The organism is Treponema sp. UBA3813 (assembly GCA_002368605.1).
GTDB lineage: Bacteria > Spirochaetota > Spirochaetia > Treponematales > Treponemataceae > Treponema_D.
In genome coordinates, this window is sequence record DFEB01000037.1 from 1 (window position 1) to 24,942 (window position 24,942).

The 24,942-nt window shown below is 45.7% G+C and carries 22 protein-coding genes and 1 tRNA gene; 18 read left to right on the plus strand and 5 right to left on the minus strand.

Going from position 1 to position 24,942, the window contains the following annotated elements:
- The 5 genes from B2089_RS06040 to B2089_RS06060 all read left to right on the plus strand — a co-directional run.
- On the plus strand, window positions 1–1,676 hold a 1,676-nt coding region (locus B2089_RS06040), incomplete at its 5' end, for an LlaJI family restriction endonuclease (RefSeq protein ID WP_296686347.1).
- Window positions 1,677–1,689: 13 nt separating this feature from the next.
- Window positions 1,690–2,676, plus strand: coding sequence for a Fic family protein (locus B2089_RS06045; RefSeq protein ID WP_296321239.1), 987 nt, complete (start codon window positions 1,690–1,692; stop codon window positions 2,674–2,676).
- Entirely contained in the window at window positions 2,676–3,080 is a 405-nt protein-coding gene (locus B2089_RS06050; RefSeq protein ID WP_296321236.1) for a (deoxy)nucleoside triphosphate pyrophosphohydrolase, read from the plus strand. The genes B2089_RS06045 and B2089_RS06050 overlap by 1 nt, the downstream gene beginning before the upstream one ends.
- 102 nt (window positions 3,081–3,182) lie before the next feature.
- The gene (locus tag B2089_RS06055) at window positions 3,183–3,713 is read left to right on the plus strand and encodes a nitroreductase (protein ID WP_296321234.1); all 531 of its coding nucleotides are present in this window, start codon (window positions 3,183–3,185) and stop codon (window positions 3,711–3,713) included.
- A 15-nt stretch (window positions 3,714–3,728) separates the two neighbouring features.
- A complete protein-coding gene (locus B2089_RS06060) occupies window positions 3,729–7,697 on the plus strand; it encodes a UvrD-helicase domain-containing protein (protein WP_296321231.1) in 3,969 nt (1,322 codons plus the stop codon).
- A 120-nt stretch (window positions 7,698–7,817) separates the two neighbouring features.
- Here the strand turns inward: B2089_RS06060 and B2089_RS06065 are convergent, their stop codons facing one another.
- Complete coding sequence (locus B2089_RS06065) at window positions 7,818–8,192, minus strand: desulfoferrodoxin (protein WP_296321227.1); 375 nt, start codon at window positions 8,190–8,192, stop codon at window positions 7,818–7,820.
- 109 nt (window positions 8,193–8,301) lie between these two features.
- Here B2089_RS06065 and B2089_RS06070 point away from each other — a divergent pair, with 109 nt between their 5' ends.
- On the plus strand, window positions 8,302–8,790 hold the full coding sequence (locus B2089_RS06070) for a hypothetical protein (protein WP_296321224.1): 489 nt from the start codon (window positions 8,302–8,304) through the stop codon (window positions 8,788–8,790).
- A 17-nt stretch (window positions 8,791–8,807) separates the two neighbouring features.
- On the opposite strand, the gene B2089_RS06075 is transcribed toward B2089_RS06070, so the two are convergent.
- Window positions 8,808–8,881, minus strand: a tRNA-Val gene (locus B2089_RS06075).
- A 158-nt stretch (window positions 8,882–9,039) separates the two neighbouring features.
- On the opposite strand from B2089_RS06075, the gene B2089_RS06080 reads away from it, so the two are divergent.
- Genes B2089_RS06080 through cobJ form a run of 11 tightly spaced genes read left to right on the plus strand, consistent with a single transcriptional unit; the run spans window position 9,040 to window position 20,232 of the window.
- Window positions 9,040–10,926, plus strand: a complete 1,887-nt coding sequence (locus B2089_RS06080) for a sensor domain-containing diguanylate cyclase (protein ID WP_296321221.1) — start codon at window positions 9,040–9,042, stop codon at window positions 10,924–10,926.
- A complete protein-coding gene (locus B2089_RS06085) occupies window positions 10,919–11,944 on the plus strand; it encodes a TRAP transporter substrate-binding protein (RefSeq protein WP_296321218.1) in 1,026 nt (341 codons plus the stop codon). The genes B2089_RS06080 and B2089_RS06085 overlap by 8 nt, the downstream gene beginning before the upstream one ends.
- On the plus strand, window positions 11,944–13,143 hold the full coding sequence (gene ribD / locus B2089_RS06090) for a bifunctional diaminohydroxyphosphoribosylaminopyrimidine deaminase/5-amino-6-(5-phosphoribosylamino)uracil reductase RibD (RefSeq protein WP_296321215.1): 1,200 nt from the start codon (window positions 11,944–11,946) through the stop codon (window positions 13,141–13,143). Before B2089_RS06085 ends, ribD begins: the two co-directional genes overlap by 1 nt.
- A gap of 31 nt (window positions 13,144–13,174) precedes the next feature.
- Window positions 13,175–13,828, plus strand: a complete 654-nt coding sequence (locus B2089_RS06095; protein ID WP_296321213.1) for a riboflavin synthase — start codon at window positions 13,175–13,177, stop codon at window positions 13,826–13,828.
- Window positions 13,829–13,877: 49 nt separating this feature from the next.
- Window positions 13,878–14,330: a nucleoside deaminase gene (locus B2089_RS06100; RefSeq protein WP_296321210.1), complete on the plus strand. Its 453-nt coding sequence runs from the start codon at window positions 13,878–13,880 to the stop codon at window positions 14,328–14,330.
- Between the two features lie 24 nt (window positions 14,331–14,354).
- Window positions 14,355–14,996, plus strand: coding sequence for a precorrin-8X methylmutase (locus B2089_RS06105; protein WP_296321207.1), 642 nt, complete (start codon window positions 14,355–14,357; stop codon window positions 14,994–14,996).
- A 13-nt stretch (window positions 14,997–15,009) separates the two neighbouring features.
- Window positions 15,010–16,278, plus strand: a complete 1,269-nt coding sequence (gene cbiD / locus B2089_RS06110; RefSeq protein ID WP_296321204.1) for a cobalt-precorrin-5B (C(1))-methyltransferase CbiD — start codon at window positions 15,010–15,012, stop codon at window positions 16,276–16,278.
- A gap of 7 nt (window positions 16,279–16,285) precedes the next feature.
- Window positions 16,286–17,047, plus strand: a complete 762-nt coding sequence (gene cobM, locus B2089_RS06115; protein ID WP_296321199.1) for a precorrin-4 C(11)-methyltransferase — start codon at window positions 16,286–16,288, stop codon at window positions 17,045–17,047.
- Window positions 17,048–17,062: 15 nt separating this feature from the next.
- Complete coding sequence (locus tag B2089_RS06120; RefSeq protein WP_296321197.1) at window positions 17,063–18,418, plus strand: MATE family efflux transporter; 1,356 nt, start codon at window positions 17,063–17,065, stop codon at window positions 18,416–18,418.
- On the plus strand, window positions 18,403–19,470 hold the full coding sequence (locus B2089_RS06125; RefSeq protein WP_296321194.1) for a cobalt-precorrin 5A hydrolase: 1,068 nt from the start codon (window positions 18,403–18,405) through the stop codon (window positions 19,468–19,470). The genes B2089_RS06120 and B2089_RS06125 overlap by 16 nt, the downstream gene beginning before the upstream one ends.
- Window positions 19,471–20,232: a precorrin-3B C(17)-methyltransferase gene (cobJ, locus tag B2089_RS06130; RefSeq protein WP_296321192.1), complete on the plus strand. Its 762-nt coding sequence runs from the start codon at window positions 19,471–19,473 to the stop codon at window positions 20,230–20,232.
- A gap of 141 nt (window positions 20,233–20,373) precedes the next feature.
- Here the strand turns inward: cobJ and B2089_RS06135 are convergent, their stop codons facing one another.
- Genes B2089_RS06135 through B2089_RS06145 form a run of 3 tightly spaced genes read right to left on the minus strand, consistent with a single transcriptional unit; the run spans window position 20,374 to window position 23,251 of the window.
- The gene (locus B2089_RS06135) at window positions 20,374–21,852 is read right to left on the minus strand and encodes an amino acid permease (RefSeq protein ID WP_296321189.1); all 1,479 of its coding nucleotides are present in this window, start codon (window positions 21,850–21,852) and stop codon (window positions 20,374–20,376) included.
- 54 nt (window positions 21,853–21,906) lie between these two features.
- The gene (locus B2089_RS06140) at window positions 21,907–22,248 is read right to left on the minus strand and encodes a P-II family nitrogen regulator (protein ID WP_296321186.1); all 342 of its coding nucleotides are present in this window, start codon (window positions 22,246–22,248) and stop codon (window positions 21,907–21,909) included.
- Between the two features lie 10 nt (window positions 22,249–22,258).
- Complete coding sequence (locus B2089_RS06145) at window positions 22,259–23,251, minus strand: phosphotransferase enzyme family protein (RefSeq protein WP_296321182.1); 993 nt, start codon at window positions 23,249–23,251, stop codon at window positions 22,259–22,261.
- A 225-nt stretch (window positions 23,252–23,476) separates the two neighbouring features.
- Between B2089_RS06145 and B2089_RS06150 the strand changes: the two genes are divergently transcribed.
- Window positions 23,477–24,832 (plus strand): aspartate aminotransferase family protein, encoded by a 1,356-nt coding sequence (locus tag B2089_RS06150; protein WP_296321179.1) that lies wholly within the window; start codon window positions 23,477–23,479, stop codon window positions 24,830–24,832.
- Window positions 24,833–24,942 lie beyond the last annotated feature (110 nt).

Consider the following 24,942-nt stretch of genomic DNA (forward strand, 5'->3'; position numbering starts at 1 on the left):
TCAAGGTGATTGAAAAATATAATCAAAAAGAGCAGCTTGTTCATCTGTATAATGGTGAAGAAGAGAGCAGGCAGTTCAACCGCCTTGCCATTTCCCTTCATATTTTGCATGACTATTTTGAAAACGGCCTGTATTCAAATCAGGAAGAGGTTGTTGAGCTTAACGGAGAAGGGGAAATCCTCTGGGATAAGACAATCAATGAAACTTTTGCTTTCATAAAAAACAATACTCCTTATTACCTTGACCTTTACACCCATGACAACACGCAGAATGATTTTGATTTTATCCGCCGTCTTCATGCTGCAATAATTTCAACCTGTTCCCGGGAATTAAATAATGAGCGGCTTTTGGATTTGTTTGCTTTGTCAGAAGCGGAACTGACGGAAGAAACTCTTGAAGATTTTGGCGATGTTGATTACATAAAATACCGGCTTGAAAGGGAAATAAAAAATCAGTTTGTAACTCGAAAGCAGAATCTTTTAAAAACGCTTTATACTTATGTTTCAGAACAGTCTTCCAATCAAAGCGATGAATCTTTCAGCCTTTATGGAACCAACGCCTTTAATATTGTCTGGGAAACTGCCTGTGGCGAGATGTTTGAAAACATGAAGTCGGAGTCGTTGAAAAATCTTGCCAGACGAGAACTGATTCCGATGAAGGAAAATTTCAGCGGCAGCCTTGCTGATTATATAGAAATACCTGAGTGGATTATTGACGGACAGAAAGTTTCTTATAAGGGCGACTTGATTCCAGATATTGTTACTTTTCGAAAAGAAGATTCCGGCAATACAGCAATGTACATTCTTGATGGAAAATATTATCTGCTTTCTGTTTCGGACGGAAAGCTTTTTGGAAATCCGGGAATTCAAGATGTTGTAAAACAGTATGTGTATAACGCCTCTTTAAAATCTTTTATAGACACATTTCAGATTGGCGAAATTGCGAACGCTTTTTTGATTCCTGCCTTGGAAAGCGAGAATGCAGAAAATCAGAATTATGGCGAGGTTCCATACTGGACAGCCCAACATTCGCCTTTTAATGAACTGCCGTCTGTTCAGGTAATAAAATTGCAGGCTCAGAAAGTATGGGATTTTTATCTTGGAACGCAAACTGAAACTGCGCCGATTTTTAATCTGATTCAAAAATCTCCGACAAAAAACTATCTGTATCACAATGAAAATGACAATTCCATCATTCAGATTAACGATGGCAAGAAGCATATTCTCGTTGGTTTTATGCGGAAGGATTATTTTGACACAGTTTGTTCTTTATGCGAAAAGGGAGAAAAAAGTTTTATATTCTATTTTAGGGCAACTGCTGATGATAAAGAATCTAAAAAGTTTATACGCTATCCGCTTCATCCATTTATAGACTCATGTTCTGAATTTATTGGTTATTCAAACGACAGAAAGCATTTTATTCACGGAACTTTGAGACAAGTTTATAATCGATGCAGAATAGACGAAATGACGGCCGAGCGGCTGTCTGCACTATTGCCTGTGAAAGCCAGAAATGCAAAGACCTATTATATGGTTACCGTTGAAAACTGTTCTGAAGTTTCAAATATTCCGTATGAGGGAGTAATTTCTAGCAATGAAGATTTGAACCACTTGATACGGAAAAATGGCTTGAACGATGTGCTATCACGATATTCGCCCAAGGTGATTGATGTTTAGGGGAGAAAACACCATGTACACACCGCCCTTTACCGTCAGCGCAAAAGCAATAAACCTTATCTCGGAAATCTCCGCAAGCTTGGAGCGCTTTGTTATCCGCATGGAATCGGAAGACGGAATCAGGCTGCGCAAGGTGAACCGCATGAAAACCATTCACGGCACGCTTGCAATCGAAGGCAACACGCTGGGCGAAGAACAGGTAACGGCACTGCTCAACGGAAAGCATGTTGTGGCTCCTGCAAAAGAGGTTCAGGAAGTTCGTAACGCAATTACAGCCTACGATTCCTTTATGGACTTCAATCCATATAATTACAAAGACCTGCTCAAAGCTCATGGTCTTATGGCTCTGGGACTTGTTGATAATCCCGGTCATTTTAGAAAAGAGCCGGTGGGTGTTCTTGGAAAAGATGGCATCGCCCATATTGCTCCTCCTGCCGACCGTGTTCCGCTTTTGATTGGCGACTTGTTTGAATGGCTTAATAATTCCCAGGATCATGTGCTGATAAAATCTTCTGTCTTTCATTATGAGTTTGAATTTATTCATCCCTTTATGGATGGTAACGGCCGTATGGGGCGCTTCTGGCAGTCAAGGCTTCTTGCTGAATGGAATCCTGTTTTTGCCCATCTTCCTATTGAAAACATGATTTGGGAAAATCAGAGTGCATATTACAAGGCGATTCAAGATTCCACCGATGCCAATGATTCAGGGATTTTTGTTGATTTTATGCTTGGTATTATTCTTGACGCCTTGAAATCTCACCGAAAGCCGGCAGATAAAGAAGATAGGGTGAATGTAAAGGTGAATGTAAAGGTGAATGTAAATCAGCAGAAAATTCTTGATGCCATAAAACAGAATCCCCGCCTTACGATGGGTGAACTTTCTGAAATTGTTGGCATTGCAAAAAAGAATATTTTTAATAACATGAAAAAACTTCAGGGAGCAGGCCTGCTTGTTCGTCACGGAGCGGATAAAAATGGCTGGTGGGAAGTAATCGAATAATGAAATCCCTCCCCGTAGTCGCCGCCCTCATCTTCCGCACCTCATCTCAAGGCACTCGCTCCGTCTTTGCCACCCAGCGGGGATACGGCGAATGGCGTGGTTTTTGGGAATTCCCCGGCGGAAAAATCGAATCTGGCGAAACACCCCAAGCTGCCCTTGCTCGTGAAATCCGCGAGGAGCTTGCAACTCAAATCAGTGTGGGAGAGAAAATCGCCACGATTGAATACGACTACCCGACATTTCATCTTTCAATGCAGTGCTTTGCCTGTCGGGTGCTTTCGGGAAAGCTGGAGCTTTTGGAGCACGAGAACGCCGCCTGGCTCACGGCGGAAAACCTCCGTTCTGTAAAATGGTTGCCCGCAGATGAATTAATATTAGATAAGATTGAAGGGCTTTTGAGGTGATTTTTCCTTACGAAAACGCCTCTCATTCAGCACAGCTTTATCCCTGCATCATTTTCCTAGATTTTTCTTTTCACTTCGATTAAAATAAAACTGAGGTGAATCATGAACGAGACATTGAAGATTTTGGAAAGCCGGCGCAGCTGCCGCAAATTCATTGCGGATAAAATGCCCTCTGAGGAGGATTTAAAGGCTATCGCTCGCGCGGGAACTTTTGCGCCTAGCGGTCATGGAAGTCAGTCTGGCAAGATAATCGTTGTTACGAACAAAGCTTTGCGTGACAAAATCAGCGCTGAGAACGCAAAAATCATGGGGCAGCCAGCTGGATTCGATCCATTCTACGGTGCTCCGGTCATTATGATTGTTCTGGTCGATAAAAATGCCCCCACTTATAAATACGACGGTCCTCTTGTAATGGCAAATCTCATGACGGCGGCTGAAAGTCTCGGAATCTCCAGCATTTGGATTCACCGCGCAAAAGAGGAATTCGACTCTGATTTCGGAAAGCAGATTTTAAAAGAGCTCGGACTTGAAGGCGAATACGAAGGTGTCGGTCATATAGCCCTTGGCTATGCCGCAGATGGGGCAATCCGCCCTGCCGCTCCCCGCAAGGAAAATGTTTTCTGGTGCCGCTAGAATTTTCTGCTCAAAATGATAGAAGGCAAACGCGATTCTTTTGAAATTTCTGATTCTTATCTCGAAACTCTTTCTTCCGGCTTGAATGCGGAGCAGCTTTCTGCCGTCAAGGAGACCCGTAATGTGGTGGTTTCGGCGGGGGCTGGTAGTGGTAAGACTACGGTTCTTGCCAGCCGCTATGCCTATTTGGTTGAGGCGAAAAATCTTCCCTGCGACAGAATTCTCACCCTCACTTTTACAAAAAAAGCCGCCAACGAGATGAAAGAGCGAATCTTCAAGGGCTTGCGCTTCCATCTTCAGGGAAAGGATGTCAAAGGAAAAAAGGATTTGCCCCCTGATTTCGAGCATCTTGGCCAGATTAAGGCTAGGGCGCAGGCGGCGATTGAGTCTTTTGACAAAAGCCATATCCAGACTCTGGACAGTTATTTTTCTGAAATCGCAAAAAAAGGCGCCCGATATTACGGAATCAATCCGAATTTCACCCTTGATGACGATAAAATCAATTCAGTCGTTAATTTTAAGGCGACAAAGTATGTCCTTGAGCATCTTGATGACCAGGAAATAAAAGAAATCGCCCAGATTTTTCAGATTCAGAATCTTGCGAGTGAGCTTTTTGCCCATTCCATTCTAAAATTTTCTACGGTTCTCACGCCAATTGATTTTGAAAAAAGCCTTGCCGCCCAAAAAAATCGGATTTTAAAGGATTATGAGAAAATAACGGCTCTAATCGAAGACGAGATCGCTTCATTCCTTTTACTGCCCAAAGTTCCCAAACCCGGCGCGACGCTCCTTAAATTGTACGACTACATGGCTGAATTTGGAAATCCCGAAAAACCTTCTTTAAATGCAGAAATTTTTGAAAGGGGAGAAAAGGCAAAATCCTTCCTTAACGAGAAATTTTTCGCTTATTGCAAAAGCGTTTCGGGCTACTGCTCAAGCACATTTTCTTATATCCGTGATGACGCATACAAAACTTTCAAGGCAAATCTTCTCTCTCTCCTTGAAAAACTTTATCTTATTGCAAATTCAATTTCTGGCTTTGACCTGCAAAAAAAAGTCTTCGCTCATCTGGCTTCTTTTCAGGAAGATGTGAACAGGACTAAACGCACGGGCGGAATCCTTTCTTTTGCCGATGTGAGCCAGCTTGCCCTTGAGAGCCTTTCTGAACACGAAGAAATCCGCCGTATCGAGCAGCAGAAATTCGATGCCATAATGATTGACGAATTTCAGGACGACAACAGCCTTCAGTGCGATGTTCTTTTGATTCTCTCGGACGCTCATGAAAAATATGATGAAAAGGGCAATTACATTCTGCCCAGGCTTTCTGATTCAGATTTGAGCCAAAGACTGGACAGTCACAAGCTTTTCTTTGTCGGCGATGACAAGCAGAGCATTTATCGTTTCCGCGGGGCTGATGTTTCGGTTTTCAGGAATTTGTCTGCCTCAATTCCTGTTTCAATCCAGCTTAAAACAAATTACCGCTCTGACCCTGAACTGATTCGCGCTTTCAACGCATTTTTCGGAGGCTATGATTATCCTTGCGGCGAAAAAGTGAATGATTCTCTGCCGGCTATTTTTATGACAAAAGAGAAATTTCCCCAGAGGCCGGACGGAAGCGAGCAGATTCCAGATTATGAGGCGGATTACAAGCGGGTGGAAGTGCCCGGCTTCAAGCTTGAAAATTGCGATTTCTCACAAAAAAAAGTCACGGTCGCCCTTTATCCCAAAAGCGATGATAAAAAAGTTGCCGCAGATTCTTCTGCCGAAAACAGCGGGGAAAAGACCGAGGCTGAGCGAAAGAGCTACGAATGTGAGGCGAGTTTCGTTGCGAGGGAAATTAAAAAACTGCTGGAAGAAAAAGACGAAAAGGGCAATCAGAAATATCACAAAAGCGACATTGCCCTGCTTTTCCGCACGGCCACGCCCACCGCGCCCTACGAAAATATCCTTCTTGCGGCGGGAATTCCTTATTCCACCGAGGTTTACAAGGGATTTTTCTCAGACGGTCCAATCAACGACATCATCGCCCTGCTCAAACTTTGCGTTTACCCCGAAGACAAAAATGCCTACGCAAAACTTCTCCGTTCGCCTTTCTGCTCACTCACATTTGCCGAGCTTGAAAAAATTCTGGTGAACACGGAAGAGACATATAAATCTCCCTTTGACGAGAAAATGCTTGCTTCCATTGCCGACGATTCCGATTTGACCCAAAAAATCCTCAATCTCAAGACAATTTACGAAGACATTTGCATCCGGCTCAAAAGCGAAAAACTCACAAAAACCATTTCTTATATCTGGTACGAGCTGGGCTACCGCTATGAAACTTTATGGAACAAAAGCGTCTCCATGTACGCTTCTTTTTACGACATTCTCTTTGAGATGGCGCGGCTTGCCGAGGACAAAACGGAGAGCCTCGCATCTTTCATCGACATGGTAAAATCCTACGAAGACTCCGACCGAAAATTGGACGGCCTTGATGTGGTCATGGATGCCGAAGACGCGGTTCAGATTCTCACGATTCATAAAAGCAAGGGTCTGGAATTCAAAGTCGTTTTCGTTTGCGGCGTTTCTGCGACCAGCCGCGGGGGAATGGAAGCGACCGCCTTTGACAAGGATTTTGGATTTTTGCTGAAAACTCCCGCATGGAAAGACTATGACAGGGCTGCGGAAGGACTTTCTGAAAGCGGCGATATTCGCAAAAATCTTATCTCACAGAATTACTGCATGTTCTCGGTTCATAAAGAAAACGAGAGGCAGGAAAGTGCCGAATTGCGCCGCCTTGCCTATGTCGCCTTTACCCGCGCCGAAGAAAGACTTTACATCGTGGGAAGCGATAATGCTGAATTCGAGGACGAAGAAAAATCCGCCGAAAAAGCCGTTCCGAAGGCCATTTACCACTTTTTGATTCCCCTTTTGTATCAGTTCAACACTGAAAAGGGCGTGAATCACCCGGCCTTCAATTTTGTAAATGACAGGGAATCTTTTGCCCCTATTTCAGTCGAAAAAAGCGAGAAAATCGAAAAGTCAGACTTTATCGCAAGCCTGCCAGATTCAGAAAAGTTCACCGTGGAGCAGGAAAAGCTCTCGCCGAAAGTTTATGTCTCACCGAGCAAATTGAAGAAATTGGGTGGGGGAAGTCTCCCCCTCGCTCCAATACCACTCACTACGCGGAAAAGACCTGAGCAAGCTCGGTCACTTCCTCTCCGTTCGGGTATTTCCGCTACCCCCTCTGCCAGCGAGGATTATTCTTTGATTAATTTGATTGTTGCCAGCACTGTGCCTGGTGGGGAAACTCTGGATTTGGAAGATGAAGGTGAGGAAGACGACAGGCATCAGTCTGAGCAGGAAAATCCACAAGAACCTCTTTCAGTCTCTCCTCTCTTTAACTTTACAAATTTCGGTACGATTGCCCATGCTTACATGGAAGGAAAGGTGCTGGGTAAAGAGCCTAAAATCAGCGGCCGGGAATGGATTGGCATGAATGAGAGCTTTATTCCCAAAGTCGGCATGGAAAAATGGCCGGGCGAGACAAACCGCGACAAAAAAATCGCAAAAATCCGCGAGCTTTGTGCCGATATGGCGGCCAAATTTGAAAATTCTCCTATATATAAAGAGGCCTCTGCCGCCAGCTGGAAAAAAACAGAATACTCTTTCAGGAGCCTTGTCGATAAATCCTTTGTTGAAAACGGCGATTCCAACAAAGGGGAGGACTCAATCGAAGGCGAAAATTACGCTGACGAGCTGATTGTCACCGGTCAGATTGACCTGGTTTATCAGAACGCGCCCGGCTCAAAATACAAATACACTATCGTCGATTACAAGACCAATCAGAAAATAGAGCCGGAACTTTATTACAGCCAGCTTGCCTGCTACCGTAAAGCCATAAGCCAAATGCTGGGCCTGGCCGAAAGCGAAATCCGCTGCGTCCTCTATTATTTGCGCTTCGCCACAGAAATTGATGTGACGGAGCATTGTCGGGCTTGAGCAATAAGTATGAGTCATTGCCGTGCTCGATACGGCAATCTCTTGTATTGCAATTAAATGGATTTTCGGGTCAAGCCCGAAAATGACACTTTTTGAACTTATTGGACAGCCCCCTCTTCCTTACGCCTCAGCCTTCCACAAGCCGTGTTTGTTGCAGAATTCGTAGGCAGTGAGAAGTTTTTCGTCAGAGAGGGTGAAACTTGCTTTTGGCTCCTGACCGGGATTCAGGTATTTTCTCTGAACGCCCTTGTCTGTTTCGATTTGGATCCACTGAATGTAGTGGTCGGCTTCCATTGGATGAATAGCCGAGCCGACTGTTACCGTAACTTTGTCGCCGTTCTGCTCGATGACAGGAACATGCTTTTCGGTGGCTCCGTCGCTGGTATTTGCTTTAAGCTCTGTCATTTCATCGCCACAGCAGACGACCACAGGGCAGCCCTTGTTTACGACTTCAAGAATCTTGCCGCATTTTTTGCATTTAAAGAATTGTGCCATTTCGTACCTCTTTCAATAAAAAATCCTGTTCTATTTTAACCGAGGATTCTGTATAAAGCAAAGAAAATATTTCTTGCAGAAACCGAAAGTCTTGGGTTATACTGAATTCATGTCAAAGAAAACTCAGCAGATTTACAAAGCCATTGCCTCCCTTGAGGACTTGCAGAATCAGATTTCAATTATAAAAGAGCTGGCAAAGTCAAAGGAGGGGAGCGAAATTTCAGAAAGCGAGCGAGCCGAAGAAATCCGTCATCTTGAGAACATTGAATTTGAGATGAGCCAGCATTTAAAATCCCTGCGCTTTTGGATTGGATCCCTTTATTCTTACAACGGAAAATCCACCAGCAGGGCAAAAGTCGCGGCAAGTCAGGAAAACGGCAAGAAGGGCGGCCGGCCTCCCAAAGAAATCACGGAAATGAAAAAACGCCGGGCGGAACTGGAATCTTTGATAGAAGAAGCCAATCGCGAAAAGCTTGTGACCACGGATTTTGAAAGGGAAGAGGAACTGACCCGCCAAATCGAAGACTATGAAAATGAGCGCGTAAGAATAGAAGAAAAAATAGAAAAATGGAAGGATGAGCGAGATGCTTTAAAATAAAAAACATCAGCACTCTTTGCGGAATAGTAGACTCGAACTACTGACCCCCACGATGTCAACGTGATGCTCTAACCAACTGAGCTAACCCCGCAGACAGTGCTGATGTTGTATAAAACTGTATCAGAAAAACATCGTGTATGTCAAGGGAAAATTAGCAGAGAGAAGTAAAAAAAACAATGAAAAATTTTCTTTCTTTATAAAAAAAGTATGCTATAATTAAAAAAATATATAATCGTTGGGAGCCATGGTATGGGATTACGAGCAACACGAAAGATTTCCTTCTATATAGTATTCGCAGTTCTTCTCGCTTTCATTACTATTTTTTCTTTCATTCATTTTGAGCGCTCGGTCAGCCGCACTGTCTCGGAAAGTTCAACCAACTTCCTTAAAGAAACAGCTTTTTTGTACGCAGGTACTTTTCAGGTCAAACTCAATGACCAGCTTTTCATGCTTGAGTCTCAGGCCCGCTATTTTCAGGAAATCGACATGAACGATTACAATACCGTAAAAGCCACGATTATGGCGACAAAGGGCGTGGGTGAATTCAAACGAATCGCCGTCGCCAATACGAGCGGCATGACGGTAAATTATGATGGTCAGTCTTCGGGCAATATTCTTATGAAGGATTATTTCAAGAAGGCTATGCGGGGCCTGGCGCAAATTTCTTCTAATATATCGATTGATGAGGACGGCGAGCCGGTTCTCACGCTGGCGGTTCCGATTTTTCAGAACGAAAAAGTCGTGGGTGTCATTACTGGCACATTCTCTTATTCAGTTTTGAGCAACATCTTTTCTGTGGACACTTTCGGTGGTCAAGGGTATTCAATCATCAGCGACAAGGACGGCTTGATTCTTATCGGCACGAACAGTCCCAATCATCTTTGCTTTGTCGAAAACTGGTTTGAATTTTTCAAAAACAACAAGGCTCTCCCTGTTTCAGAGTTGAGTTCAATTTACAATGAGATGCAATCGAATCGCACGGGAATTTTTGAATTCTCGGTGGGGAGTGCCAGCCGTATCGTCGTTTACACTCCGGTCGGTGTAAATGATTGGTATGTTCTTTCTACGGTTACGGCAGATTACATTCTTTCACAGGAATACAAAATCACCCGAATTACGATTATGCTCATCGTTGTCATGCTTTTTGTTTTTACATGCATTATGATTTTCTTAAGCCGTATCCTCGTTCAAAAAGCCAGGGTCGAAAAGGACAACTCCCGCTATGCAATCAACTCAGAAAACAGCCAGACTTTAATCTTCGAGTATGATTTTGAGAAAAAGCTGGTTGAATTCACCGGCAATACGGATTTTGTTTTCGGCGAGAATATTAAGCAGGTTCCCCTTACAGATTTTGACAAGATTGAGGAACGCATTCACGAGTCAGAAAAAGGCTTGCTGGATGATTTGCGTGATTTTATCGCTACTGGTCAGACCTCTTACGCTTCGGAACTTCGCCTTCTTTCTCGGAGCGGGGATTATGTCTGGTACCGGCTTTCGGGCACGGTCATTCTCGATAAAGAAAACAGTCCTCTTAAATTCATCGGCAATGTGGTCAATGTAAATGCTCAGGTTATGCACGAGCAGGAACTTAAAGCCCAGGCAGAAACGGATTTGCTTTCGGGCTTGCTCAACAAAATCTACATGGAAAAGAGCGTTTCAAAATTCATCAGCGAAAACAAGACCTCAACTTTCGGAGCTTTTTACATCATCGACTTGGACAATTTCAAGCAGGTTAACGACAGGCTGGGGCATTCTTTTGGAGACCAGGCGATTTGTGACACTGCCAACAAGCTTTCCCTCGTTTTTTCCGAAAAGGATTTCATTGGCCGAATCGGTGGCGACGAATTCTGTGTTTTCCTCTGCATCAAAAATACGGTCAAAAATCCTCATGCAATTGTCGAAGAAAAGGCGAACACTCTCAAATCGATTTTGGCTGAATATTATTCCAACGGTGAAACTTCGGTTCAGGTCACGCCCAGTATCGGAATTTCCCTATTCCCGGAACAGGCAACTTCTTTTAAGGACTTGTTCATGCGGGCTGATTATGCGCTCTACCATGTGAAAAACAATGGTAAAAATAATTTTGCAATTTATGACAGCACTATGAAAAATGCTGGGGAGTCGGTCTATGAGTAAAATTAAATTTGCTTTGCTTGGCATCTGCGTTCTCGCGCTTCTGTCGTCATGCAACAAAAAAAATGCGTCACAGGTTGCCGAAAAGCAGCCGGAAGCAGAAAAGGCGGTTTCGGCTACCATTTCACTGGGCTTTTCTACGAATCTTGAAGACCCGCGGGGAGTTGCTTCCATTCTTTTTAAAGAAGAAGTCGAAAAAAATTCCAATGGCAGAATCAAGATTGACATTCATCCCAACGGCGAATTGGGCGGTGACGGTGAATTAATCGATGGCATCATCAGCGGAAAAGTCGATATGACTGTCTCTAGTGCGGGAAATTTTGCCGTTTATGCCACAAAACTGGGGATTTCTGCCATGCCCTTCCTCTTTTCAGATTTTGACGAAGCATGGGCTTTTATGGACGGAGACTTGGTTGCCGAAGTAAACAAAACTCTTGAGGAATTCGGAATCGTCGTTCTCTCTCATTTTGATAACGGTTTCCGCTGTGTCACTACGACTAACAGGCCTGTCAAATCTGTCGCTGACATGAAGGGCTTGAACATCCGCACTCCGCCAAATCAAATCGTCATGGAAACGATGTCTGCCCTGGGAGCTACTCCAAAGCCTTACGCATTCAACGAACTCAAAAAAGCACTGAGAGACGGACTTTTTGATTCTCAGGAAAATCCCATTCCTGTCATTTACAATTCAAAGCTCTACGAAGAGCAGAAATATCTTGCGGTTACCAACCACAGCTACGATGCCATGCCCCTTGTTATCCGAAAAGATTTGTGGGATATGTTCTCTGATTCAGACAAGGCTCTCATTCTTGCCGCTGCAAAAAAAGCTCAGGACTTAGACCGAAAACTCGTTAAAGAGCAAACTGATTCCTATGTTTCAAAACTCAAGGAAGTCGGCATGACAATCACGACGCCAGATTTAAAGGCATTCCAGAGAGCTACAAGCGGTGTCATGAATGTATTCACGAATGTTTACGGCGAGGAGCTTTTAAAGAAACTTGCTGAAACGACGGCGAAATAATGCTACCCGCTTCTGATTCTCAAAAAGATGATATTGCTTTCATGCGCCGGGCCATTGAGCTTGCCAAAGGCGGTGAGGGCAAAACCAATCCAAATCCTCTCGTGGGCGCGGTCATCGTAAAAGACGGCCGCCTTATCGGTGAGGGATTTCATCGTGCCTATGGCGAATTACATGCCGAGCGGGATGCCCTCAAAAATTGCGCTGAGCGGGGCGAAAATCCTCAGGGGGCAACGATTTATGTTACGCTGGAGCCCTGCTGTCATTTTGGAAAGCAGCCTCCCTGCACCTATGCCCTTGTGGAATCGGGAATCAGCCGTGTGGTCGTGGGAAGCCGGGATCCAAATCCCCTTGTTCACGGAAAGGGAAACGCCTATCTCAGGGAGCATGGAATTTCTGTAGAAGAAGATTTTTTGCGGGATGAGTGCGATTGCCTGAATCCTATTTTCTTTCATTATATAAGCACAAAAACTCCTTTCCTGGCCTTAAAATATGCCATGACCCTCGACGGAAAAATCGCCACCAAGACCGGCGAATCAAAATGGATTACAAACGAAGATTCCCGGAATTATGTTCATGTACTCCGTAATCGTTATGCGGGAATTCTCGCCGGAATCGGAACTGTCCTTGCCGATGATCCCATGCTGAATTGCAGGCTTACAAACGAAAAAGGCGAGGCCGTGGGCAGAAATCCAGTGCGCATTATCTGTGACAGCGACTTAAAAATCCCCCTTCTGAGTAAAATCGTAAAAACAGCAGGGGAGATTCCGACTATTATCGTTTCATGCAAAGATGGCCGTAGCGAAGACGATGAGAAAATCTATATTGAAAAAAAGGCAGTTCTTGAAAGTTCTGGCCTTCAGGTGCTGGAAGTTCCGGGCGTAAATCTTTCAGAAGAGTCTGGCGCAAGAGAAAAAAAGCCAAAACCTCAGGTTGATTTGCCCTCGCTCATGAAAATTTTAGGCGAAAAGGGAATCGACAGCCTGCTTGTGGAAGGCGGCTCAGAGATTCATTACAGTGCCTTGAAATCAGGAATCGTGAATAAAATCTACGCCTTTGTCGCTCCGAAATTTTTTGGCGGGGCAGGAAAGTCTCCTGTGGGCGGCGAGGGCGTGAATCTTCCGAGCGAGGCATTTAACTTCCAACTTGAAAAAATATCAAGATTCGGCGATGATGTCTTGCTAGAATACAAAAAAATATGAATTATGCATTGAGCATTATGAATTGGGGCTTATGTTTACTGGAATAATAGAAGAAATCGGAAAGGTCAAAAAAATCTCTTTGGGCGGTGCGTCCGGCTCCCTTGAAATCAGCGCAAGAAAAGTCCTTGAAGGAAGTAAAATCGGCGACTCAATCGCAGTGAACGGAGTCTGCCTCACAGTCACAAGCATGACTTCATCTTCATTCACGGCTGATGTCATGGCAGAAACTTTGCGCCGCTCTTCTTTAGGCTCCCTCGTCTCTGGCAGCGGAGTCAATCTTGAGCGGGCAATGGCTGCCAACGGAAGATTCGGCGGCCACATCGTAAGCGGTCATATCGACGGCACGGGCACGATTTCCCGCTTTGTCCGCGAAGAAAACGCCGTCTGGGTTCACATCAAAGCCAGCGGGGAGATTTTGCGCCTCATCGTCGAAAAAGGCTCAATCGCCATTGACGGAATCAGCCTTACTGTTGCCAGCGTGAGCGACAGTGAATTTGCCGTGAGCGTGATTCCCCACACGGCAGAAGAAACCACTCTCCTTTCAAAAAAAGCCGGCGACCTTGTGAATCTCGAAAATGACATAATCGGAAAATATGTTGAAAAATTATTGGGCGGCGCACATTCTAAGGATGGCTCGGATTCTGAAAAAGACGATAAATTCTTGAAGTGGCTGGGCGGGGAGTAAGGCTTTCCCCTTCTAGATATGCATTTTGGGAATATGTTATACTGTTTTTATGAATTACATGGATGAAGCCCTAAAAGAGGCATACGAAGGAATAAACAATAATCATGGAGGACCTTTCGGGTCGGTTATTGTCAAAGATGGGAAAATCGTTGGGCGGGGACACAATCAAGTTTTGAGCAAGCATGACCCTACCTGTCATGGCGAAATGGAAGCAATACGCGATGCCTGCAAAAATCTAAAAAGCCATGATCTTTCTGGTTGTGAATTGTACACGACGGCTGAGCCTTGCCCTATGTGTCTCGGTGGAATTCTTTGGGCAAATATCAGAAAAGTTTTTTATGGATGTCGGATAAGTGACACTGATAAAATTGGTTTTCGTGATGATAAATTCTATAAGAATTTTGAGAGCAAAGGCGGTGAGTGTACTACGGAAGAATTTGAAAGAGAAAAATGCCTGACCCTCTTCGATGATTATACAAAACTGAATGCTCAACGCTACTAAGGAAAAACTTTGGAGCGATAAATCATGCAAGAATTTGAGCACATTGCGCCAGCCGACATCGAAAAAACAAGTTTCTCGATTATTGCAAAGGAATTGAGCGAGAAAAATATTTCGCTTCCCCAAGAGCTTGCCCCGGTCATCATGCGGGTAATTCATACCACGGCGGATTTTGACTATGCCGAAAGCCTGAAATTCTCGCCTGATGTTTTGGAAATCATAAAAAAAGCCATTCTTGGCGGAGCAGACATCGTGACTGATACCAATATGGCTCTTGCGGGAATTAACAAAAAGACGCTTTCTCGCTTTGGGGGAGAAGCCCATTGTTTTATGGCAGACGAAGATGTGGCGGCCAGGGCTAAAGAGCAAAATCTTACCCGTGCGGCGGTGAGCATGAAAAAGGCGAGGGAGCTTTCAAAACCCCTTATTTTCGCCATCGGGAACGCGCCCACGGCTTTGGTGGAGCTTTGCTCCCTCATGGAAAATGGCTTTAAGCCAGTGGCAGTCATAGGTGTGCCGGTGGGATTCGTGAATGTGGTCGCCGCAAAAAAGATGATTATGAAAAGCGGCGTGCCTTACATTGTCAACGAAGGCCGGAAAGGCGGAAGCACGGTGGCGGCGGCAATCTGCAACGCGATTTTGTACTCAATTTCAAAAGAAAAAAGCTGAAAATCGACGAAAAATGCCAAAAAGAACGAACGATAGTAAATCATTCTTCCTCCTCAAAGAAATTTCTGAGCCTGACTTCGGCTTTACCACGGGAACTTGCGCCACTGCGGCCAGTCTTGCCGCAACGAGAATGCTTTTGACTCAGGAACTTGTTTCTTATGTGATTTTAAGTACGCCCAAAGGAATCAAGGTTTGCATAGAAATCAGCGACCAAAAATTTTCTGGTCAGGAAGCGAGCTGCTCAGTAAAAAAAATCAGCGGCAGCGACCCGGATGTAACCAACGGAATCAAGATTTTCTCCACGGTGAAAAAAATTCCTTCCCAGTCTGAAGATGGAGCGGAATCAAAAATAGTCACAAATTCTCAACGGAAAATCAAAATCGACGGCGGGAAAGGAGTGGGGCGAGTCACATTGCCCGGCCTTGACCAAAAGCCCGGCGAGGCGGCAATCAACCGTGTTCCCCGCAAGATGATTTACGATGGCGTAAAGTCAGAATTAGAAAGATTTCTCGCAAGCGACATCCCGGCCATCTCTGTCATAATCAGCGTACCAGATGGCGAGGAAATCGCCAAAAAGACCTTCAATCCCAAACTGGGCATTGTCGGCGGAATCTCAATCCTCGGTACGAGCGGAATCGTCGAACCCATGAGTGAGCAGGCCATTTTGGACACGATTCAAGTGGAAATGAATGTGAGAAAAGCTCAGGGCTACGGGATTTTGCCCTTGGTTCCGGGAAATTACGGCAGCGAATTCATGCAGAGAGAATTCGGTTTTTCTTTAGAAACGGCGGTGCATTGCTCCAATTTTGTCTACGATGCCCTTCAAATGGCGGCCAAGAGCGGATTCAAAAAAATACTTTTCTGCGGTCATATCGGAAAGCTGATAAAAGTCGCCGGGGGAATCAAAAACACCCACTCAAAATACGGCGATCACCGCATGGAAATCCTCTGTGACATAGCGAAAGATTTCCTTTCAGACGAAAGTTTTTCTTCTATAAAGAATGAACTTATGGCTTCTGTCTCCACGGAAGAGGCGATTCGCAGCCTTGATTCACTTGATTCTGATTCGGCGGGAAAATCGGGATTAGAAAAAAGCTGCCACGAGACTAGAGACAAAATCATGAAGGAAGTGGCAAGGCGGATTCAGAAAAATATGACGGACTGGGCGGGCGGCGCCATTGAAATTGAAGTCGTGATTTTTACAAACGAGCAGGGGCTTTTGGCCGAGACAGGCGGGGCACGGTCTTCCGCTATGAATTTCTTCAAATTACTGATAAACTAAAATCAATATGGTTTACTTTGTCGGTGCAGGGCCTGGCGCGGTGGATTTGATTACCGTGCGCGCTCAAAAATTACTTTCAGAAGCAGATGTGGTGATTTATGCGGGCTCCCTTGTGAACAGGGATTTGCTCTCAATCTGCAAGTCTGACGCAGAAATCCATGACAGCGCAAAAATGACTCTTGAAGAAGTCCTTGAAGTGATGAAAAGGGCAGAGGAAGACAAAAAAATGACTGTCCGCCTGCACACTGGAGACCCATGTTTGTACGGCGCAATCCGTGAGCAGATGGACGCTTTGGATGACTTGGGCATCGCCTACGAAAGTGTTCCCGGAGTCAGTTCATTTTGCGGCGCGGCGTCAAGCCTCAATCTTGAGTACACCCTTCCTGATGTGAGCCAATCGGTGATTATCACCCGTCTTGAAGGCAGAACCGGCGTTCCCGAAAAGGAAAGCCTTAAATCCCTTGCCCGGCACAATGCTACGCTGGTGCTTTTTTTAAGCTCCGGTATGTGCGAAAGAGTGCAGTCTGAGCTTCTTGAAGCGGGAATTCGGCCGGAAACGCCAGCAGCACTCGTTTACAAGGCGACTTGGCCTGACGAAAAACGCATTTTTTGCACGGTCGCCACTCTTGCCCAGTCAGCTAAAGCGAATGAGATTTCAAAAACGGCGCTCATCATCGTCGGTAATGTGGTCTCTCACACGAATTATTCTCGCTCAAAACTTTATGATCCTTGTTTTACGACGGAATTTCGTCAGGCTCAGCAAAAGTAAAAGGAAGAATCTCTTTTGAAAGAATCGATTTTGCTTGCCCGAATGAGGCGTGGAGACAAACTTTCTCTTAAAGAGCAGCTTTCCCTGATTGTAGAGCTGAGCATTCCCGCCGTTCTTGCGCAACTTTCTTCAATTATTATGACTTACATAGACGCTTCTATGGTCGGTCATTTGGGTGAGCGGGAAGGGGCGGCAATCGGACTTGTGGCTTCGTCAACATGGCTTTTGTACGGACTCTGCTTTGCCTGCGCTATGGGATTTACGGTTCAAATTTCTCATTTAATCGGGGCCGGAAAGGAAGATGAAGCTAGAAATCTTCTTAAAGTGTCTATTCTTGTAAACATAATTTATGCGATTTTCCTTACTTTTGTCATTTGTGCTATTTCTCCATTTGTCCCGATTTGGCTTGGCTGCGATGAAGAGATTTATTCGGATTCTTACCATTATTTTCTGATTTTTGCCCTGAGCATTCCCATAATCCAGTTCAACAATCTTGCCGGAGCGGCCTTGCAGTCATCGGGAAACATGAAAATCCCCAGCGCCATGCAGATTCTTATGGGCATCCTCAATGTGATTCTGAACTATGTTTTTATCTATCTTTTGAATATGGGGGTGAAGGGGGCTGCCATTGCCACTTTGATTTCAAGATTTATGACCACCGTACCCCTCGTTATTTTCCTTTTATTTAAAAGCGAAATGCTGCATCTAAGGAAAGACGAAAAAATCTACTTCAAAAAAACATATTTCTCAAACGCCTTGAAAATCGGACTTCCCACAGCCTTTGAGCAGGCGATTATGACCGGCGGCCAAGTTGCTTTTACCAAAATCGTCAGTCCTTTGGGGCAGACCGCGCTTTCTGCCAATTCTTTTGCCATTACGGCGGAAAGTCTCTGTTACATGCCGACTTACGGACTTGCGGCGGCTGCTACTACGATTTGCGGCCAGTGTTACGGAAGCGGACAAAAAGAGATGACGAGAAGATTCGGCTGGCTCACAACGATTGTAGGCATGATTTTTATGGTGATTTCGGGCAGTCTCATGTTTGTTTTTGCCGGCGAGATGATAGCCTTTATTTCCCCGGAAATTGCCGTCATCGCTATGGGAACAAAAATCCTGAGAATCGAAGCCTTCTGCGAACCCTTTTACGGAGCCAGTAACATTGCCAGCGGAGCCATGCGGGGAACTGGCGACACCTTCGTTCCCAGCTGCTATAAATTCTTCTCCATGTGGATGGTAAGGATTCCTCTGGCCTTATTATTGCGGTCAAAATATGGTCTTGCTGGCATTTGGGCGGCCATGAGCGTGGAACTTTGCGTCCGAGGCATTCTATTTTTGATTCGTCTTTCGGGGAGAAAATGGGCGGAAAGATAATGAACATTCATATCATTTCATTTACGAAAAAAGGATTTTCTCTCTCAAAACGCCTTAAAGATTTGCTTGAAGAAGAAGTAAGCCTGTCTTTCGGCGGTAAGATTGACTCAGAGGAAAAGTCTTCGCAAAAAAATGAGCTTTCTTCCATACATGTGCCACTTTCTGAATGGGTAAAAGCTCACTTTCGGACGGGAAATGTCCTTGTATTTGTGGGGGCGGCGGGGATTGCCGTGCGGGCTATTGCACCCTTTATCCGCGACAAAAGTACTGACCCCGCTGTAATCGTGATAGACGAGAAGGGTTCTTTCGTGATTCCCATTCTTTCAGGTCACATCGGCGGAGCAAACTCCCTTGCGAAAAAAATCGCCGGCCTTTTGAGAGCTCAGGCTGTCCTTACCACGGCCAGCGATGTGAACAATCTTCCTGCCATCGATGAATTTGCCGCCCGGAACAATCTTTCAATCAACGACATGGAAAAAGCCAAGGATTTTGCCGCAAAAGTCCTGAATGAATCCTGGCATTCCGCAGAAAGCCGTCAGCCTGCTGAAAGTGACGAGGGAGCTTTACCACAATTTACAATCTCCTTATATATCAAAAATGATATACTTTCTCTGATTCCCAAATGCGTGATTCTTGGAATCGGCTGCAAAAAAGGAAAATCCCCGGAAGAACTTGAAGGATTTGTCCGAGAAAGCCTTGATGAACACAAAATAGACTACCGTTCGTTAGCTAAAATCGCCTCAATCGACCTTAAAAAAGATGAAAAAGCCCTTGTCTCTCTTGCAGAATCGCTGAAAATCCCTTTCGTAACATTTTCCGCTCAAGAATTGAACCAAATCCAGCAGAAAGTCACGCCATCTGCCTTCGTTTCAGAAATCACAGGCACTGACAATGTGTGCGAGCGTTCGGTTTTTGCGGCAGGGGCAAGTGAAATCATCGTTCACAAAAGCGCTTGTAACGGCATGACCCTTGCCATCGGAATCAAAAAAATCAATATAGAAATCCCGGAGGAATTTCAAAAATTCTTTATAAAAAATTCGGAGGAAAATTAAATGATGCAGGGAAAACTCATCGTCGCGGGAATAGGGCCTGGAAAATACGAGCTTATGACCCTTGAATGTGCAGAAGCGTTGAAAAATTGTGACTGTATCATAGGCTATGAAGTCTATATCCAGCTGGTAAAATCCCATTTCCCAGAAAAAGAATTCCTCTCAACTCCCATGCGAAAGGAAGAAGAACGCTGTCGCCTCGCCCTAAAAGAGGCCGCAAAAGGAAAAAACGTGGTCTTCATCTGCTCAGGGGATGCGGGCGTGTACGGCTTGTCCGGCCTCATTTATGAGATTGCCGCCAGCTCCGAGGAATTTAAGAATGTCCAAATCAATGTATTGCCGGGGATTACGGCGGCTTTAAGCGGCTCGGCCTTGCTGGGCGCCCCTCTGATTCACGATTTTGCCGTCATCAGTCTCAGCGATTTAATGACTCCCTGGAAAAAAATCGAAAAACGGCTGGAGGCGGCTTCTCAAGCGGATTTCTGCCTCGTCCTTTACAATCCCATGAGCCATAAGAGAAAGGACTATCTTTTCAAAGCCTGTCAGATTTTGCTAAAAAATCTCCCCCAAAACCGCCCTTGCGCCTGGGCAAAAAACATAGGGCGGGCAGGCGAGGAATGCCAAATCAGCACTTTATCCGAATTGCAGAACGCCCAGTTGGACATGTTCACCACGGTCTTTGTGGGAAATTCCCAGACAAAAGTGATTGAGACGACTCAGGGAAAAAAGCTGGTCACGCCCAGGGGATATGAGTTTGAGAGATAGGGGTAAACTTTTTCAGTCTAGTTTTTAACCCTGCGCATAATAAATGGTAACGCTATTTCTTTTCCGTCAGAGCCGAACCCACGCGCAATGGTAATCACAAAGTTCTTCGCCATAGAAGCCCCCTTTTTTGCAGCCCCTTTATCAGCCAAAAATCATCGGGATAAAGTAGATTCCCACGGAAATGACCGTCGCGATAATCGTGCCCCATTTCCAGATTGTGTATTCGCGGTCGATTTTTGCCTTTTCTTCTGCCGTCGGCTCGTCGATTTCACCGATTTCTTCTTCAAGTGACGGAATCTTGTTTTCGTGCCGGCGCGTGAAGATGAAGTAATAGAGGGCGGCAAGGGCGCAGACGATAAGCCCCGTGATGCTTGCCGCATATTCGACGAACGGGAGCAGGGCAGTGTAGGTGACGAATGTGACGATACAACCGAGCGTTCCGTGCGGAGCCTTATATGGTCGCTTCATGTCGGGGTAGTTCTTTTTGAGACCGAGGTATGCGGCGCATCCAATCATGTAGCAGAGGGCAAGCGAGAAGAGCGAAACAGATGCGATGTAGTTGATTGAACCAGTTCCAATCAGAATGTAATTCACGATTCCGACGAAGATGAGCGCAATATATGGTGTTTTTGTCTTCGGATGAATCTTTGCGAAAATCGCGGGGAGCGTGTGGTCTTCTGCCATCGTGAAGATGTAGCGGGCAGGGGCAGCGATTCCAGGATTGATGGTAGAAAGGTCTCCGCCGAACGCAATGCCGATACAGAGCAGAATGACCGGGAAACCGACCAAACCCATCGCTTTTAATCCTTCCGCATAGGGAGCGTCAGCGAGTGCAAGAAGCCCGTACTTTTCGGGAGAGACAAGCGCGACCAAAAACCACTGGAAGAGCGCGTTTGCTACGAACACGAGGAAAACTGACAATTTGAGTGCGCGGGGGAGCGTGTACTGGGGGAATTTTGTCTCCGCGCCCATTGAGCAACAAGTTTCAAAGCCAGTGTAGCACCACCACACAAGACCAAGAATATACATCAGCTCACGGAACGGCGGAAGTTTGTCCATAGTAAAGCCGCCGAAATATTCAAGATGCACATGCGGAATCATATACAAGAACCAGGCAATTGCGCATCCCCAAAAGAAGAAGATGAAGCCCGTCTGAGCCTTGCCCGAGAATTTGATTCCAAGCAGATTGAGAACAAGAAAAATCGTCACGAGCGTCATCGCGATAATTCGCGGATCAACGACCGAAAGATTGATGCCGAACTGCTCAAAGAGAATCGTAAAATAGTTGGCGAATGCGAGCGTCTCTCCCGCGCCGATGCCGATGACCGAGATGATGTAGTTCCAGCCCGCGATGTTCGCCCAGACTCGGTTTAGCCCGCGTTTTGCGTAGTTGTAAGTGCCGCCCGCGCAGGGAAGGGCTGCCGACATCTCGCCGTAAATGAGGCACGGCCAGATTGAAATCAAGAGCGAAACTGCCGTCAAAACGATAATCCACGGGCCGACCAAGCCGACCTGTGCCGAACCGCAGGTAAAAAGCCCCACGCCCACGACCGTTCCGATTGTCATGCCGATAGATTCACGCAATCCAAGTGCGCGAACAAGTCTGTTCTTTTCTTCCATAATGAACTCCTTTTTACTTTTTCGAAAATTTTTGAAAAACTCTCAGTATCTTACTTACAATGCTTCTTCGCCGCGCTCACAAGTACGGATTTTTACAGCGTCCTCGATTGCCCGCACGAAGATTTTTCCGTCTCCGAAGCTGCTGGTGTTCAGCTCGACGAGAGCCTTTTCGATGATTTTCTCGGCGACTTCGTCCTTTACGACTGTCCGAACGCTCAGTTTCGGAAGCAAATTGATTCCCGGATTTTCCTCGCGTGTGTAGACTTGTCCTTGCCCCCGCTGATGACCGTAGCCGGAAATCTGGGTAATCATTACGCCCCTCGCTCCCGAAGAGTCAAGGATGCGCTTTACATTTTCCAATCGCTCAGGTTTGATGATGATTTCAAGTTCTTTCATTTTCTTCTCCTTAGCCGAACAGCCGTTTGTAGCGTTCTGCAAGCTGAATCGTGCCCTCCATCCAGTTGGTGACTTCTTTTGCCGGGTCTGAGTCGGCATGACTTGCAAGCCACGCCGTAAATTGCAGTCGGCGCATCATAATGAATGTGTCGATTTCCTCAAAATCCGTGTCGGTAAACGGAAGCACTTTTTTGTAGCCCGAGAGCCACGCGTTCACGAGTTTCGGCGCAAAGGGCTTGTCCTCAATCAGACTGAGTGCCGCCGCAAGGTCGTGCAAGTGCCAGCCGAATCCGCAGTCGTCAAAATCAATGACCTTAATCTGGTCGCCGTCAATCAGAAGATTCGTGTGCCGCAAGTCCGCGTGAATCAGCCCCCAGTTTGTGTTTGTCTTTCCGTAGCGCGAAAGCCGCTTTTCGATGATTTTTTCGACCTCATTTAAAAGCACTTCGGCTTCAGGCGTAATTTCGGGAAAGGCGCGCCAGTCGCCCCACGCCGCGTTTTTGCCGATAATCGTGTCAAAATCCCAGTTGATTCGCTTGAGTGTCTTCGTGCCGTTCCAGATTTCTGTCTGGCGGTGAAGATATGCCGTCGTTTCGCCCAAAAATTTAAAAGTCGTGACAAGCTGCTCCTCGTTGTCCAGAACAGGATTCGCTCCCGTCAAGAATTCGCAGATGACGCAGAAATAGGTGTTTCCGTCCGTTCCTTTCACTTGCTGCACGGTCGTGCCGTCCAGAGCTGGAATCGGATTTGCAACGATGAGCGGCGTGTACTCGTTAATCTGTTTGAGCCACTTCATCTCGGACTGCAATTCTTCCAAGTCGTGGTATCCCGGTCTGCTCACGCGAAGCACGCCGTCAGCCTTGCCGCTTGTTTTGTTGCGCACAAGATAGGTCGCGTTCTCAGAAAGCACGATAAGTTTTGTGTCGTCCGTGTTTTCAAGCCCGTAGTTCTTCAGCGCACTTTGAGCGACATCATTAAAAATGTGGATATTCTCAAATGCCATATATTCCCCCAAAAACAAAAAGGCGGCATGAAGATGTTCTTCACACCGCCTTTGGCTTTGTTGACGAAAATCCTAGCGAAAATGGTTTTGGTAATCAATGCAACTTTTGTTCCATTTATTTTTTTTTGCGATTGTGCTTAAATCCGATTGCAGGAAAAACGCAATGAAGCACGGAAAATCTCCGTGCTTTTTTTATTGCTCATTCTATTTGAAAGGAGATACAACATGGCAACAGATTCAAGCATTATGGACGCAAACAGTTTCAAAAGCTCAGATGCAGATTCGCTCGATGCGCGTACGAGAAATCTTGTGGAGAGAAGGGAAAAAGTTCTCGGGGAATCTTATCGTCTTTTTTATAGGAAACCCGCGCACCTTACGCAGGGAAAGGGCGTGTATCTGTGGGATGCCGATGGCACAAAATATCTCGATATGTACAACAATATTCCGAGTATAGGGCATTCAAACAAGGCAGTTGTTGAAGCCGTATATGAGCAGATGCAGAAAATCAACACGCACACGCGCTATCTTCACGAAAACATCATCGCGTACAGCGAGCAGCTGCTTTCTCTCATGCCGCCTGAAATCAACAAGGTGATGTTCATGTGCTCAGGTTCTGAGGCAAATGACCTTGCGCTCCGTATGTGCATGAATTACACGGGCGGAACGGGCATTTTGCTTTCAAAAGAGGCGTATCACGGAAATACCTTTCTCGTGAGTGCGGTAAGCCCGGCTCTTGGTGGCGAGCAGGAGTTGTGGAACGGAGGATATCTTGTTCCGACTCCTGATTTTTACAGAAGCGGAATGAACGAGGAAGAATTCACGGAATGGTATTGCGCGCAGATTCAGAAAGCGATTGATGAGTTAAAGGCACGGGGAATCAAACTCGCCTGTTTTATCGCAGACTCGATTTTTTCATCAGACGGTGTTCACCCGAATCCAAAAGGATTTTTAAAAGCGGCGGTTGATGTGGTTCACAACAATGGAGGACTTTTTATAGCCGACGAAGTGCAGCCAGGCTTTTGCAGGACAGGCGACAGTTTTTGGGGGTTCGCACGGCATGGCATTGTTCCCGACCTTGTGACGATGGGAAAACCGATGGCAAACGGAATACCGTGTTCTGCTTTAGCCGGAAAAGCGGAGATTCTTGCATCTTTCAGCGAGAAATTTCCGTATTTCAATACATTCGCGGGGAATCCTGTCTCAATGGCAGCGGCTCTGGCAGTCCTCAAATTCATAAAAGATGAGGACATTCTTTCGCACACCAAGAAAGTCGGCTCAGAATTGTTCTCGGCTTTGAAAGAAGTGCAGTCTCGTCACTCAGAAATTGTCGGCGATGTCCGTGGCTCAGGCTTGTTCATTGGATTTGAGCTTGTGAGCGACGCAAAAAATAAAAAGCCTGACAAAGAAGGCACGCTTCGTCTCATTGATTTGATGTACGACCGGAAAGTGCTTACATCAAATTGCGGAACATACGGAAATGTTTTAAAAATCAGACCGCCGCTCGTATTCCAGTCGAAAGACATTGACTGGTTCTGTACAGCCCTTGATGAAAGTCTTTCCATACTTGAAGGACGAAAATAGAACCGTTTGTCGGGCTGTCCGGAAGGTCAGACGGCAGTCGCCGAATGGGGATTGAACATAGAACTAAAGTTCCAAAGGAAAAAATCATAAAAGACTTACAAAAAGCCTTT